The organism is Thermovibrio ammonificans HB-1, from assembly GCF_000185805.1.
Taxonomy (GTDB): Bacteria; Aquificota; Aquificia; order Desulfurobacteriales; family Desulfurobacteriaceae; genus Thermovibrio; species Thermovibrio ammonificans.
This window is the reverse complement of sequence record NC_014926.1, coordinates 779758-793719: the sequence shown is the minus strand read 5'-3', so window position 1 is coordinate 793719 and position 13962 is coordinate 779758. Positions and strand designations below refer to the sequence as shown.

Annotated in this window: 15 protein-coding genes; 9 read left to right on the top strand and 6 right to left on the bottom strand. The window is 52.8% G+C overall.

The annotated features are described in order from the left end of the window. The first annotated feature begins 28 nt into the window (after positions 1 to 28). From THEAM_RS04225 to THEAM_RS04195, 7 genes are read left to right on the top strand one after another with little or no spacing between them, the layout of a single operon-like run. Complete coding sequence (locus THEAM_RS04225) at positions 29 to 1228, top strand: dicarboxylate/amino acid:cation symporter (protein WP_013537590.1); 1200 nt, start codon at positions 29 to 31, stop codon at positions 1226 to 1228. Next, on the top strand, positions 1228 to 2022 hold the full coding sequence (locus THEAM_RS04220) for an HAD-IIA family hydrolase (protein ID WP_013537589.1): 795 nt from the start codon (positions 1228 to 1230) through the stop codon (positions 2020 to 2022). Before THEAM_RS04225 ends, THEAM_RS04220 begins: the two co-directional genes overlap by 1 nt. Beyond that, the gene (locus THEAM_RS04215; RefSeq protein WP_013537588.1) at positions 2015 to 2890 is read left to right on the top strand and encodes a UbiA-like polyprenyltransferase; all 876 of its coding nucleotides are present in this window, start codon (positions 2015 to 2017) and stop codon (positions 2888 to 2890) included. Before THEAM_RS04220 ends, THEAM_RS04215 begins: the two co-directional genes overlap by 8 nt. After that, positions 2877 to 3491: a MarC family protein gene (locus THEAM_RS04210; RefSeq protein ID WP_013537587.1), complete on the top strand. Its 615-nt coding sequence runs from the start codon at positions 2877 to 2879 to the stop codon at positions 3489 to 3491. Before THEAM_RS04215 ends, THEAM_RS04210 begins: the two co-directional genes overlap by 14 nt. A 3-nt stretch (positions 3492 to 3494) precedes the next feature. Then, positions 3495 to 3941, top strand: a complete 447-nt coding sequence (gene dtd, locus THEAM_RS04205) for a D-aminoacyl-tRNA deacylase (protein ID WP_013537586.1) — start codon at positions 3495 to 3497, stop codon at positions 3939 to 3941. Next, a complete protein-coding gene (locus THEAM_RS09445; RefSeq protein WP_013537585.1) occupies positions 3941 to 5089 on the top strand; it encodes a mechanosensitive ion channel family protein in 1149 nt (382 codons plus the stop codon). The genes dtd and THEAM_RS09445 overlap by 1 nt, the downstream gene beginning before the upstream one ends. Next, positions 5055 to 5819 (top strand): 6-carboxyhexanoate--CoA ligase, encoded by a 765-nt coding sequence (locus THEAM_RS04195; protein WP_013537584.1) that lies wholly within the window; start codon positions 5055 to 5057, stop codon positions 5817 to 5819. Before THEAM_RS09445 ends, THEAM_RS04195 begins: the two co-directional genes overlap by 35 nt. On the opposite strand, the gene THEAM_RS04190 is transcribed toward THEAM_RS04195, so the two are convergent. Genes THEAM_RS04190 through mnmE form a run of 3 tightly spaced genes read right to left on the bottom strand, consistent with a single transcriptional unit; the run spans position 5798 to position 8465 of the window. Next, positions 5798 to 6172, bottom strand: a complete 375-nt coding sequence (locus THEAM_RS04190) for a bactofilin family protein (RefSeq protein ID WP_013537583.1) — start codon at positions 6170 to 6172, stop codon at positions 5798 to 5800. The two genes, THEAM_RS04195 and THEAM_RS04190, sit on opposite strands and share 22 nt — an antisense overlap. Continuing rightward, positions 6147 to 7046 (bottom strand): peptidoglycan DD-metalloendopeptidase family protein, encoded by a 900-nt coding sequence (locus tag THEAM_RS09765; RefSeq protein ID WP_013537582.1) that lies wholly within the window; start codon positions 7044 to 7046, stop codon positions 6147 to 6149. Before THEAM_RS09765 ends, THEAM_RS04190 begins: the two co-directional genes overlap by 26 nt. Positions 7047 to 7055: 9 nt before the next feature. Next, entirely contained in the window at positions 7056 to 8465 is a 1410-nt protein-coding gene (gene mnmE / locus THEAM_RS04180; protein WP_013537581.1) for a tRNA uridine-5-carboxymethylaminomethyl(34) synthesis GTPase MnmE, read from the bottom strand. 66 nt (positions 8466 to 8531) lie between these two features. Here mnmE and glmS point away from each other — a divergent pair, with 66 nt between their 5' ends. Together glmS and purU are read left to right on the top strand one after the other, a co-directional pair. Beyond that, the gene (glmS, locus tag THEAM_RS04175; protein WP_013537580.1) at positions 8532 to 10358 is read left to right on the top strand and encodes a glutamine--fructose-6-phosphate transaminase (isomerizing); all 1827 of its coding nucleotides are present in this window, start codon (positions 8532 to 8534) and stop codon (positions 10356 to 10358) included. Positions 10359 to 10361: 3 nt separating this feature from the next. After that, entirely contained in the window at positions 10362 to 11216 is an 855-nt protein-coding gene (purU, locus tag THEAM_RS04170) for a formyltetrahydrofolate deformylase (protein WP_013537579.1), read from the top strand. On the opposite strand, the gene hisG is transcribed toward purU, so the two are convergent. Genes hisG through prmC form a run of 3 tightly spaced genes read right to left on the bottom strand, consistent with a single transcriptional unit; the run spans position 11203 to position 13961 of the window. Next, positions 11203 to 11844, bottom strand: a complete 642-nt coding sequence (gene hisG, locus THEAM_RS04165) for an ATP phosphoribosyltransferase (protein ID WP_013537578.1) — start codon at positions 11842 to 11844, stop codon at positions 11203 to 11205. The genes purU and hisG overlap by 14 nt on opposite strands. Further along, entirely contained in the window at positions 11816 to 13120 is a 1305-nt protein-coding gene (gene murA / locus THEAM_RS04160; RefSeq protein WP_013537577.1) for a UDP-N-acetylglucosamine 1-carboxyvinyltransferase, read from the bottom strand. The genes hisG and murA overlap by 29 nt, the downstream gene beginning before the upstream one ends. Then, positions 13110 to 13961, bottom strand: coding sequence for a peptide chain release factor N(5)-glutamine methyltransferase (gene prmC / locus THEAM_RS04155; RefSeq protein ID WP_013537576.1), 852 nt, complete (start codon positions 13959 to 13961; stop codon positions 13110 to 13112). The genes murA and prmC overlap by 11 nt, the downstream gene beginning before the upstream one ends. Between the last annotated feature and the right edge of the window lies 1 nt (position 13962).

Sequence of the window (13962 nt, the reverse complement as noted above, 5' to 3'; positions counted from 1 at the left end):
TTGAGAGCACAAAGGGCAGGAGGATGAGTTGAAGGGTAGGTTTGTTGCGGCTATGGTGGCAGGCGTAGTGGCAGGATTTCTGGTAGGGGGTCTTTTCCCCCAAGCGGGTCTAAAGGTTAAGGTTGTAGGCGAGCTCTTTCTGAACGCACTGAAGATGGTTGTTCTGCCGCTGATTGTGGTCTCTATAGCCAACGCCGTTTTAAACATGGAAACCTTAGAGCGGTTTCGCTCGATAGGCCTGAGGGCTCTTGTTTACTACACAACCACTACGGCCCTGGCAGTTGCAACCGGGTTGGCGGTGGTTATCCTCTTAAAACCCGGAGAGGGGGTAAAACTGGCAGCAGGAGCGGTTGAGGTTAAAAAGGCCGGGTTCTCGCTGGAGAGCCTTGTAACTTCCCTCGTTCCTCCGAACCTGTTTGAGGCTCTCGTAAACTTTAACGTGCTCGGCGTAATTGTTGCCACAATGCTCTTTTCCCTTGCGGCAATATCGGTAGAGTGGGAGAGGGAGCTTCTCCTCAAACAGGTGCTCGAAGAGCTCGACACGGTGTTGATGAGGCTTACAGGCTGGATAGTGAGGCTCGCCCCGGTAGGAATATTTGCCCTGATAGCCTATAAGGTAGCGGCAATGGGAGGGGCCCAGGCCGTAGTGCCCGTTTTAAAGTCGCTCGGCAAGTATACGGCAACCGTCCTGCTGGGGCTTGCCGTCCACGGTTTCATCACCCTTCCCCTCATCTACTTTGTGGTAACCCGGGAGAACCCTTACAAGCTGCTCCTTAGAGTAAAGGAGGCCCTTATAACCGCTTTTGCAACAGCCTCATCTTCGGCAACCCTGCCGGTAACAATCGAGAGGGCCGTTGAGGCCGGGGTAAAGAGGGAGGTAGCCGAGTTTACCCTCCCTTTAGGAGCAACCGTTAATATGGACGGAACCGCACTGTACGAGGCCGTTGCCGCAATATTCCTCGCCCAGAGCTACGGAATCGAGCTGTCGCTCCCCCAGTACTTGGCCGTTTTCCTCACGGCAACCCTTGCGGCAATAGGAGCCGCAGGCATCCCGGAGGCGGGACTCGTTACGATGGTGCTCGTTTTAAAGTCTATAGGCGTTCCCCTTGAGGGAATAGGGATAATCCTGGCAATAGACTGGTTCCTCGACAGGTGCAGAACGGCTGTTAACGTTCTCGGTGATATAATCGGCGCAGCAATCATCTCAAGGAGCGTATGGGGTAAGTGATGGTGGGATTTCTCCTGGACCTTGAAGGGACTTTGGTGAAGGATAAGAGCTATACGCCAATTCCCGAAGCCCTGGAGTTCGTTAAAGAGCTTGAAGAGAGGAAGATTCCGTGGCTGGTGGCAACCAACAACTCTACCGAGAAGCCCACGGTACTTGCGGAGATTCTCAGGGAGAAGGGATTCCCCGTTACACGGGAGAAAATCCTCTCTCCGTCGCTCCTTGCAAGTCTCTTTTTAAAGAGGGAAGGGGTAAAGTCCATCTACTTCCTCGGAACCGATAAAGTTAAAGAGTTCTTCCGGGAAGAGGGTTTTGAGGTAAGGGAAGACCATAAAGTAGACGCCGTGGTTGTAGGCAGGGACAGAGAGATAAACTACGGGAAGCTGAAAACGGCAACTTCGGCGGTTGTTAAGAACGGAGCGAAGCTCTTTTCGTTCCACATGAACAGGCTGATACTCGACCCCGACGGCCTGGTGGGCCCGAGCGTAGGCGCCATAGCAACGGCCATCTCTTACGCCTCAAACAGGCCTGTTACCTCTTTCGGTAAACCCTCTAAGGAGTATTTCAAGAAGGCTTTTGAGCTTCTGGGAATCTCCGACCCCAAAAAGGTTTACATGGTAAGTGACGACCCGTTTACAGACCTTGCAGAGGGGAAAAAGGTCGCAGGCTTTAAAACGGTATTCGTCCTCAGCGGCAAGTACCCGACCCAAGAGGTTCTCGCAGAAATACCGAAAGAGCTTCACCCCGACTACGTCTTCCCCCACGCAGGCTACTGCAGGGAGCTTGTAAATGGGTAGCTTGGCGGAGAAGGCAAAGAACTACCTTGAGCTTATAAAGGTTGAACACACCGTTTTTGCCCTGCCGTTTGCCCTTACAGCCGCCCTACTTGCCGCAAAGGGGTTCCCCTCCCTAAGGCAGCTGCTTTGGATATCGGTGGCCCTGTTCGGGGCGAGAACCGCGGCAATGAGCCTGAACAGGCTTATAGACGCCGATATAGACGCCAAAAACCCCAGAACGGCAAACAGGCACATCCCGAGGGGCGTTGTAGGGAAGTGGGAAGCCCTCCTACTGGCGGTGGCGGGATTTGCCATTATGGTGTTTGCGGCTTACAAGCTCAACCCGTTGGCCTTGAAGCTCTCCCCCGTTGCAATAGGGGTGCTGACGCTCTACTCCTTTACAAAACGGTTTACGAGCCTGTGCCACATAGTTCTCGGCATTGCAATAGCCCTTGCACCCCTGGGAGCGTGGATAGCGGTTAAAGGAACGGTAGACTCCACGGCACTGGTGCTTTCGGCCTCGGTAGGCCTGTGGGTTGCCGGGTTCGACGTTATATACGCCATTCAAGACGTAGAGTTCGATAGAAAGGAGGGGCTCTACTCCATACCGGCAAGGCTGGGGGTAGAAAAGGCCCTGCTGCTGTCGAGGCTGTTTCACGTGCTCACCCTGGCCGGCCTGATATACGTGGGGGTAAAGGAGGGCATGGGCCCCCTTTACTACATAGGACTTGCAATTTCGGCCGCCCTAATGGTTAAAGAGCACATAATAGTGGCAAGGGACAGGAGTAAAATAGGCTACGCCTTCTTCAACCTAAACGGTTACATATCCCTTACGGTCTTCTTCTTCACACTACTGGACTTCCTCTGGAGGAGAGTTGGAGCTTTTTAAGTACCTAATCTCCCTCCTTGTGATTGTTGACCCGATATTCGCAGCGGTAATGGTTGCCACCCTACTGCCGGGAGAGGAAGAGGAGATTAAACGGGTGGCCTTTAAAGCCTCTGCAACGGTTTTGGTGGCCTCCTTCGTTACGCTGCTCTTCGGCCAGGGGCTTTTAAAGATAATGGGGGTGAACATATACAGCATTAAGATATTCGGCGGCCTCATACTGCTCAGCATGGCCTTTCAGATGTTACAGGCCAACCCTCCCAAAACGAAACACACAAAGAGGGAAGAGGAGGCCCTGCAGGAGAAGGACGAGATAGCGGTAATCCCCATAGGTATCCCGATACTGTTCGGGCCCGGAACCTTTACAACGCTTTTAATCTTTAGGGAGGAGGTTCAGAGCGCCTCCCAGCTTGCCCAGCTTGTAGCCGCCGTGGTTTTAACGGTAGCAGTAATATACTTTACTCTTGAGAAGGCCAGCCTGCTGGCAAGAAAAGTGGGCCCCACGGGCATAGGGGTCACCGTTAGGGTCTTCGGCCTGTTTGTAGGGGCCCTCGGCTCTCAGTTCGTAGTTGAGGGAGTAAAACACCTGTGGAGTGCGGGGTAGAAGATGAAGGCGTGCGTCCAAAGGGTTCTAAACGCAAAAGTTGTGGTGTCCGGTGAAACCGTAGGGGAGATAGAGCAGGGAGTAGTGGTTCTCATAGGGTTTGAGAAGGGAGATTTAAAGTCCTACGTAGATAAAATGGCGAAAAAGGTGGTGAACCTGAGGATATTTGAAGACGGTTCGGGCAAGATGAACCTCTCGGTTAAGGACATAGGGGGTAAGGTTTTAGCCGTTCCCAACTTCACCCTTGCCGCCGACTGTAAGAAGGGCAGAAGGCCAAGCTTTCAGTCCTCTGAAGAGCCGGCAAAAGCGGAAGAGATGTTCAACCTGTTTGTGGAGAAGTGTCGGGAGGAGGGGGTAGAGGTTGAAACCGGCATATTCGGCGCCGACATGAAGGTCCACCTCGTGAACGACGGCCCCGTTACGTTCGTTTTAACCAATAAGGAGCTGTGATGAACGGCCTGGGAGCTTTTAAAGAAGCCGTTAACGAGGCGGTCTCTAAGGCTGTTCCGTGGGTTAAGGTTGAGTACACCCTGGCGGCAGTGTTCCTGTTCCTGTCGGTTGTATCCCTGTGGAGCCAGAAGCTCATAACGAAGCTCCTCTTAAAGGCGGCCCTAAGGGACGGAAGGCTCTCTAAGAAGGAAAAGACCGTAATCAGGGTATCCCGGTGGGTCTCCTACTTCCTCTCTCTGCTGTTCCTCAACGGTGCTGTTATACAACTCAACCTGCCGCAGCAGCTCTTAAAGGTTGTAAACCTCGTTTTCTTCATACTCTACGTTGCGGTTGCAACCGTAATAGCGACGAAACTGCTCGACCTTGCCTTCGAGGCTTTTGCCCAGGGAGTTAAGAAGAAGGTCACACCTTCAGAGAGGCCCCTTGTAGACACCTACTACTCGATGATTTCCAAAATCATCAACGTTTTCGTTGTGATAGTAGCCGTAATTGCCGTTCTCGACAGGCTCGGCTTTAACGTAACCTCACTGGTAACATCGTTGGGAGTGGGCTCCTTGGCAGTGGGCCTTGCGGCAAAGGACACGATTAAGAACTTCATCTCGGGAATTCTGCTGGTTACAGACAGGCAGTTCAGAATAGGGGACAGAGTTTACATAAGGGATATAGACGTTGAAGGCTACGTTTACGACATAGGGCTGAGAACCACCCAGATAATAACGATAACGGGGAACAACCTTATAACCGTTCCCAACTCGAAGCTCACAGAAGGGGTAATAGAGAACGCCCTCTACCCAGAGCCCAAAGTTAAAGACTCGGTTGAGGTAGGCGTGGCCTACGGCTCAGACGTTGAGCTGGTTAAGAAGCTCCTGATAGAGGCGACAAAAGGGGTAAAAGGAATCTTAAAGGACCCGCCGCCTTCGGTCTACTTCATAAACTTTGGAGACAGCGCCCTGCTCTTCAAGCTAATTTACTACGTGGAGAATAAAGACCTCGCCTACGGAGCAAGGAGTCAGGTCCACGAGAGGATAAAGAAGCTGTTTGAGGCCCACGGCGTAGAGATTCCTTTTCCCCAAAACGACCTGTGGTTCAGAAACCCTCTGAAGGTGGAGTTAAATGGCCCTGTTCAGCGTGAAGATGAGAAGCTCTAAGGGGGGAGTCCACATATCGGGAGCCGAGAGAATAGTGAAAGAAGAGGAGGTTGAGCAAACCGTTTTAGAGCTGCTGAGAAGGGCAAAGCACCACTCAAGGGGGGAAGCCGACTTTATAAACGTCAAGGTTGAAAAGCTGAAGAAAGAGCCCTTGAAACTGAAAGCCCTGCCCGTTTTTGAGGTGAGAAGTAGACTGCCAGTAGAAGAGGTTCTGAGGAGGCTCTCTTACCCGCTTATCCCGGAAGAGCTGGTAGTTAAAACCTACAAACTGCTCCTTAAAGGCCCGGCACCTAACGGCTCTGTAATGAGGGGAGCAGCCGTTATAGAGGTCCCGGAAGGGAGAAGGCTCGAGGAAGACAGGTTCAAAGGTGTAAGGGCCTCTATGCTGGACGGAACAGAGGAGCTGAGAAGGGAGCTTCAAAGGCTCGCCGGAGATAAGTTCACCGAGAACTTCGCAGAGGCACTTGTGCTATCTACAAAGGTTCTACACCACCCGGACGTTTTGGGGGAACTGTGCATCTCCGACGACCCCGACTACACAACCGGCTACATATCCCTCAAAGGGAAGGGCTACTTTAGAGTAGAAGGGATAAAGCCCAAAGGGCTTAAAAAGGGGGGAAGGGCGATTTTCGTCAAAAAGGGTTGCTCCTTTAAGAAGCTCGCCGAATACCTGAAGGGAGAGCCGGTAATAGTAACGGAAGCCTCGGGCTACTTCTCCTTGGAGCTCTGAGAGAGAAAAGAGCCGCTCCTTACCGAGCCCTCCATAGAGGCTCCCGGTTCAACGGTGAGCTCCTTAACGGTAAGGTTGCCTTTTACCCTGGCCGTTGACTTAAGCTCAAGGGAGTCCACTATGAGGTCTCCCTCTACAGTTCCCATGAGAACAACCTTCTTGGCAGAGACATTCCCCTTTACAGAAGCGCTTTTCCCGAAGAGGATAAACTCCCCTTCCACATCGCCAGTTATCTGGCCATCTATCCGGATTTTCCCTTGAGCCTTAACGTTCCCCTCTACTCTCAGGCCCTCTGCAAGGATACTCTTAATCTCTTGGTTCTCAAGGTCATCCTTTTTTCCCTTTCCCAGCAAGGCCTGCCTCCATAAAGGGTAGTGGATTTACAAGCTTTCCGTCTATCCTGACCGAGTAGTGCAGGTGAGGACCTGTACTCCTGCCGGAGCTTCCCATAATCCCGATAATCATACCCCTGCTAACGTGCTCTCCCTTAAAAACGGTAATCTTCGAGAGGTGGCCGTAGTAGGTGTATATTCCGCTGCCGTGCTTAATCTCTACGCAACGCCCCATAAGGCCGCACCAGCCGGCCCTAACAACAACACCGTCGGCGGTGGCCCTAACGGGGGTGCCCCACCTGTTGGCTATATCCACACCGAGGTGAAACTCAAGGGCTCCGGTTACCGGATTCCTGCGAAGGCCGAACTTAGAGGTTATACGCCCCTCTGTAGGGTAGCCGAGGGGAGTGTCTTTAAGGTCTTTTATGAGCGCATCTACTCCGCCCACAAGGTCTTTAAAGGGAACAACGCCGCTCGTTAGAAGGGAGTCGAGGGGCAGGGAAACGCCGCCCTCCCCGGAGGATTTGGGGTAGTCTACCCCTACCTCCTTCATAAGGGCGTCTATCTGCTTTACCCTCTCGGCAAGGGCCTCAACCGTTTTTACCCGCTCTTTTTCAAGCTGGGCAACCCGTTCCTTAAGGCGCTCCCTCTGGGCCTGTACAATTGCGAGTTTTGATTCAAGGTTTTTCACCTTAGAGGAGAGGGCCTGCCTGCTCTCTTGAAGGCGGGAAAGCTCTTTAAAGGCATATACGGAGTAAGCGGCAAGGCCGCAAAGAGCGGCAAGCAGAAGGAGAACAGAGGAAAAGAGGAAGCGCTTCGAGAGTTTGAAGCTCAGGTAGTTACCGAGCTCGTCCTTTATGACTATAACCTGAAGTTTACCGCTTCTCCTACCCATAACTCCTCATCACTTTCCTATGCAAAATCGGGAGAAGATGATATCAAACATATCCTCGGTTGTCACTTCTCCCACAATTTCACCGAGGGCTTTAAGGGCATCGTCTATATCCATCGAGAGGAACTCAGGAGACTCGTAGCCAAGATTAAGGCTGTTTAAAGCTTTTTCGAGGGAGGTCTTCGCCCTCTCCAAGAGCTCCCTGTGGCGCTCGCTGGTTATGAGAACTTCATCCCCCCCGAGCAGAGATTCGGGTTCAAGGAGAAGGAGCTCCATCATGGCAGAGGCAAGCTCGTCTATCCCTTTACCTTCTTTTGCGCTTATAATCACACAACGGCCAACGCCAAGGGTCTCTTTTAGCTGCTCGCAGGTGAGTTTGAGAGCGAGGTCAGCTTTGTTTATAACGGCGATTACGTTGTCTTTCCTGTTAAGGAGAGAGGCTATTTTAAGGTCCTCTTCGGTGAGGCCTTCGGAGCCGTCGAGGACAAAGAGGACAACATCGGCTTCTTTTAGGCTTTTAAGGCTCTTCTCTATTCCTATTCTCTCTACAACGTCGGCCGACTCTCTTATGCCTGCGGTATCGAGGAGCCTTACGGGAAGCCCTTTGAAGGTTACCGTCTCCTCTATAACGTCCCTTGTGGTTCCGGGTATTTCGGTTACTATTGCCCTCTCTTCCTGGAGTATCGCGTTGAGGAGCGAGGACTTGCCTACGTTTGGCCTGCCGACTATTGCGACTTTTATCCCCTCCCGGATGTAGCGTCCCTCTCTGTAAGTTTGTATGAGTTTTTCAAGTTCATCGATGAGCCCGCGAAGGTGCTCCTTAATGCGGTGGGACTCTATTATCTCCACCTCTTCGTCGGGGAAGTCAACAGCCGCCTCTATAACGGCTTTAAGCTCGAGGAGGCGGGTCTGAAGCTCCTTGATTCTCTTAGAGAGCTTCCCCTCAAGCTGCTCAAGTGCAACCTTTGCCGAAAGCTCGCTCGTTGCCTCTATAAGCTGGTTTATAGCTTCGGCCTGAACGAGGTCTATTTTGCCGTGGATGAAGGCCCTCATGGTAAACTCACCGGGCTTTGCAAGCCTTGCCCCGCAGGCGAGGACCTCCCGGAGAACTTTTCTGACCACTACTATGCCGCCGTGGACGTGAAGCTCAACAACATCCTCACCCGTAAAGGTTTTAGGTGCTTTCATGTAAACGGCAAGAACCTCATCTATGGGCTCTCCGAACCTGTCAACAACAAGGCCGTAGTACATTTTTCGGTCCTCAAACTCGAGCTTCTCCTTGCCGCCCTTAGTCCTAAAGAGCCTCCTCAGGATGGTAAGGGCGTCTTTGCCCGAAATCCTGACAATACCTATAGCTCCCTTACCTATCGGCGTAGAGATGGCGGCTATGGTGTCTTCACACAGGTAATCAAGTGATTCCAAATTCCACCTCCAAAGTCAGGTTGCTATACTACAGAACAATTTAAACCACCGACAGAAGAGGCCAAAATGTGCGGAATCGTAGGATATACAGGCGATAGAATAGCAGAGTACGTACTCATAGACGGCCTTAAAAGGCTTGAGTACAGAGGGTACGACTCTGCCGGTATAGCCCTGATAGTAGACAGCAGAATCCAGGTGTTCAAAAAGAAGGGGAAAATCAGAGAGCTCGAGAGGGAGCTCAGACCCCTGAACCTACGCGCCACAACGGGCATAGGCCACACAAGGTGGGCAACCCACGGCAGCCCCACAGACCTTAACGCCCATCCCCACCTGAGCTGCGACGGCAGGATAGCCCTCGTCCACAACGGAATAATAGAGAACTACCAAGAGCTTAAGAGGGAGCTGGCAGAGCTCGGCCACACTTTCCGCTCCGAGACAGATAGCGAAGTGGTAGTCCACCTCATAGAGGAGGAGCTTAAAAGGGAAAAAGTGTTCAAGAGGGCCTTCCTTAATGCCCTCAGCAGGCTAAAGGGTTCATTTGCCCTGGCGGTTATAACAACCCAAGAGCCGACCAAGATATTCGTAGCCAGGAAGGACAGCCCCCTGGTTATAGGTTTAGGAGAGGAGGAGAACTTCGTGGCCTCCGACGTTCCGGCTTTCCTCGCCTATACAGACAGGGCCATATTCCTGAACGACTTTGAAGCCGCGGTTATAGACAGAAGCTCTGTAGAGGTTTTCACATTCAACGGAGAGCCCGTTAAGAAAGAGGCGGTAAAGATACCTTGGTCGCTGGCACAGGCAGAGAAGGGCGGCTACAAACACTTTATGCTTAAGGAGATAAACGAGCAGCCCCGAGCGATTGCAGACACCATAAGCGGGAACCTCCAGTGGTTTGAGAGCGGGAAGGTAGAGGGCATAGAGCCGGAAGAGGTAGAGAGGATAACGGTAGTAGCGTGCGGGACTTCCTACCACGCCGGCCTCATAGGGAAGTTCCTCTTTGAGAACTTGGCAAAAATCCCGACGGAGGTAGATTACGCCTCGGAGTTTCGCTACAGGGACCCGATAGTTAAGAACCGGGACCTGGTGATTTCAATTACCCAGTCGGGGGAAACGGCCGATACACTTGCGGCGATGAGGCTTGCCAAGGAGAGGGGAGCGAAAGTACTGACGATATGCAACGTCATCGGCTCAACGGCAACGAGGGAGGCAGATACCGTAATCTACACCTACGCGGGTCCCGAAATCAGCGTAGCCTCCACCAAGGCCTTCACAACTCAGTTAACCGTTTTACTCCTCCTTGCCCTTTGCTTCGGAAGGAGAAGGGGTAAGCTCGGTCAAAGGGAGTTTGACTCCCTGTTTAAGGAGCTAATGTCCATTCCATCGAAGGCGGAAGCCTTCCTCAACAGGGAAAAGGAGGAAGAGAGGGTAAAGGAGATAGCGCTGAAGCTCTACAGGGCAAAAAACGCCCTGTACTTGGGCAGACACGTAAATTACCCCATAGCCCTTGAAGGGGCTTTAAAGCTGAAGGAGATTAGCTATATCCACGCAGAAGGGTACCCGGCAGGGGAGATGAAGCACGGGCCCATAGCCCTAATCGATGAAACGGTTCCGGCGGTGTTCTTGGCAACAAAGTCACCGGTTTATGAGAAGGTACTGTCTAACATAGAGGAGGTTAAGGCGAGAAAGGGAAGAGTTGTTGCAGTGGTGAACCCGGGAGACTCTGCCGTAAGTAAACTTGCAGACTTCAAAATAGAGGTTCCCGAAACGCACCCATTGCTCTCTCCCGTGCTCAACGTAATTCCTTTACAATTACTCGCGTACTACATTGCAGACTTCCTCGGATACGACGTAGACCAGCCCAGGAACTTGGCCAAAAGTGTAACCGTGGAGTAGGAGATGGCTGAAACCGCAACGCTGCTCATCTCGTGCCCCGACAGGAAGGGGATTCTTGCCGAGGTCACCGGGTTTATCGCAAGGAACGGAGGCAACATCCTTCACGCCGACCAGCACATAGACTTCCAGAAGAGCATCTTCTTCATGAGGATTGAGTGGGACCTTTCGGGCTTCAAGATTCCGAAAGGCGAAATAGAGAAGGCCTTCAGGCCGATAGCCCAGCAGTTTAAGATGAACTACCAGCTTCACTTCAGCTCCGAGGTGAAGCGGGTGGCGATATTTGTTTCAAAGTACGACCACTGCCTCTACGAGCTGCTCTACCGGTTTAAAGCGGGAGAGCTAAAAGGAGAGCTCGTTACCGTTATCAGTAACCACAGGGACCTTCAGCCCGTTGTTGAGATGTTCGGGGTTCCGTTTGTCTACTCGCCCAAAAGCAGGGAGAACAAGCGGGAAGCCGAGGAAAGGGAGATAGAGATACTCGAAAGGGAGGGGATAGACCTAATAGTCCTTGCCCGTTACATGCAGATTTTAAGCGACCGGTTCGTCAACAGGTTCAGGAACAGGATAATAAACATCCACCACTCGTTCCTACCGGCCTTTGTAGGCGCAAAGCCGTACCACAGGGCCTACGAAAGGGGGGTGAAGATAATCGGGGCAACGAGCCACTACGTAACTGAGGAGCTCGACCAGGGCCCCATAATAGAGCAGGACGTTGTAAGGGTCACCCACCGGGACAGCGTGGAGGATATGATAAGGAAGGGGCGAGACCTTGAGAAGCTCGTTCTTGCAAGGGCGGTAAAGTGGCACCTTGAGAATAAGGTGCTCGTTTACGACAATAAAACCGTTATTTTTGAGTAAGGAGCTTCCCTTTCACCCTATCGAGAATCGGCTTTATGAGGGAGTACTTGGTCTTCAGGCTCGCCTTGTTCACTATGAGTCTGGCGGTCGAGTGGAGTATTGTGTCTACCTCTTTAAGGCCGTTGGCTTTTAGTGTGTTACCGGTCTGAACGAGGTCAACTATTCTGTCTGTAAGACCCACAAGGGGGGCAAGCTCTACAGAGCCGTAGAGGGTTATTATCTCCGGGTGAATCCCCTTACTCCTGAAGTAGGCATCGGTTATCCTGGGATATTTGGTTGCAACCCTTATATAGGAGAGCTTCTCAAGGTCGTAGGGCTCGGGGGCGTTTACCGGCTCGGCAACGGAGAGCCTGCAGGCCCCAAAGCCCAGGTCGAAGGGCTCGTAGAGGTCGTAACCTTTTTCTTCTATAACGTCTTTTCCGGCTATTCCGAGGTCGGCCGCCGCGTAGTAAACGTAGGTGGGAACGTCCATAGGCTTCACAAGCAGAAACCTGTAGCCCTCCCACTCAAATATGAGCTTTCTCGTTTGAGTTAAGACTTCAGATGCATCTATCCCCACAGAGGAGAGGAAGTCAACCGCCTCTTTTAAGAGCCTCCCTTTAGGAAGGGCAAACGTTACCTTCTCCAAACTGCTCCTCCTTCTCTTTAACCCTCTCGATGTCGGCCCCGAGGGCCCGGAGCTTCACCTCCATCTGCTCGTAGCCCCTGTCGAGGTGGCAAATTTTATAAACTTCGGTAGTGTTTTTGGCAGCAAGGCCGGCTATAACCAGTGAAGCGCTTGCCCGAAGGTCTGTTGCAGTAACTTTCGCCCCCACCAGCTCCTCAACGCCGCGGACAAAAACGGTGTTGCCGTCTACCTTAAGGTTGGCTCCAAGGCGCTGAAGCTCGGGAACGTGCATAAAACGGTTCTCGAAGATAGTCTCCCTGATTACAGAATCCCCCTCTGCAAGGCACATGGCGGCCATAAACTGGGCCTGCATGTCGGTGGGAAAGCCCGGGTAAGGCTGGGTCACTATGTCGGTTCCCCTGAGGCGCTCCCTCTTTACAACCCTCACTTTCGAGCCGGGGAGCTCCTCTACAACAAGGCCGGCCTCGGAAAATTTATCCACAACCGCCTTGAGGGCGTAAGAGGGGAAATCCTCTATCACAACGTCTCCTCCGGCGGCGGCAACCGCCGACATAAAAGTGCCCGCCTCTATCCTGTCGGGCATAACCGTATACTCAAAGGGAGAGAGCTCATCAACACCCCAAACCTCTATGACGTCCGTTCCCTCTCCCTCTATAACTGCTCCGGCCCTCTTTAAAGCCCTTGCGAGGTCAACAATCTCCGGCTCTTTCGCGGCGTTACGGATAACCGTTTTCCCTTCGGCAAGAACCGCCGCCATCAGAACGTTTTCTGTTCCGCCAACTGTCGGGAAGTCAAAGTATATCTCGGCCCCCTTGAGCCTTCCCTTAACCTCTCCCACTATAAAGCCGTGGTAGACCTTAATATCGGCCCCCAAACGGGACAGCCCCTTAAGGTGCAGGTCTACCGGCCTCACGCCTATTGCACACCCTCCCGGCAGGAACACCTTCCCCCTGCCGTAGCGGGCAAGGAGCGGACCGAGGGTGAGAATAGAGGCCCTCATGGCTATAACCAGCTCGTAGGGGGCAACGGGGTTGAGGTCCCCCGAGAAGGATACCTTAAGGGTATTCCCCGAAAACGAGGTGTGAAAACCCATAGCCTCAAGGAGTTTGCAGGCGGTAAAAACGTCTGTTAACCTCGGAACGTTGTGGAGGGTAAGGGAGCCGGTAAGGATAGAGGCAAAAATTATCGGCAGAGAGGCGTTCTTCGAGCCGGAGACCTTAACCGTTCCCCTTAACTCCCTGCCTCCTCTTATGATGAACTTCTCTTCACTCTCCATTCTTCTCCCCGACAACTACGCGCTCAATCCCGGAAAGGTCGCGAAAAGACTTGACGTTCAGGAAGCCGGCGGTTTCAAGGAGAGATTTTACCCTATCGGCCTGGCCCTCTCCAACCTCAAGGGCTATGAACCCCTTAGGGTTAATCTTCTCCTTTGCCTGAACGATAAGCCGCTCTATGAGCTCAAGGCCGTCTTTTCCGCCGAAAAGGGCCATGGCCGGCTCATACTTCAGAACCCACTTGTGGAGCCTCTTATCGCCAACGGGAACGTAGGGGAGGTTTGCCACAACGGCATCCACGGGGAAGTCTACAGCTTCAAGGAGGTTGCTCCTGAGGAAGGTCACGGAGCAGCCGAGCCTCTCCCTGTTCTTCTCGGCTACCTCCAAAGCCTTGGGTGAAAGGTCAACACCGTAGTAGCGGTTAGCGTCTCCAAGGAGTTTACACAGGGTAAGGATTACGCAGCCGGAGCCGGTGCCAACGTCAACAACCGTTTTTCCCTGTTTCCCCTTTAGGTAGGAAAGGGCAACGTCTACCAGGAGCTCGGTCTCCGGCCGGGGAACCAGAACTCCCCTATCTACAAGGAACTCAAAGCCGTAGAACTCCTTCTTCCCGGTTATGTAGGCTACGGGCTCCCCCTTGGCCCGCCTCACTATAAGCTGCCTGTAACGCTCCACCTCGTCGTCGGTAAGGGGTCTGTCGAACTGGGTGTAGAGCTCTACCCTGCCCTTCAGGCCGAGGGAGTGAACGAGCAGCAGCTCGGCGTCGAGCCTGGGGGTGGGTGAGCCCCTCTCTTTGAGGATTTCAGAAGCTCTTTTAAGCAAACTACCAACGTTCCACTTCATA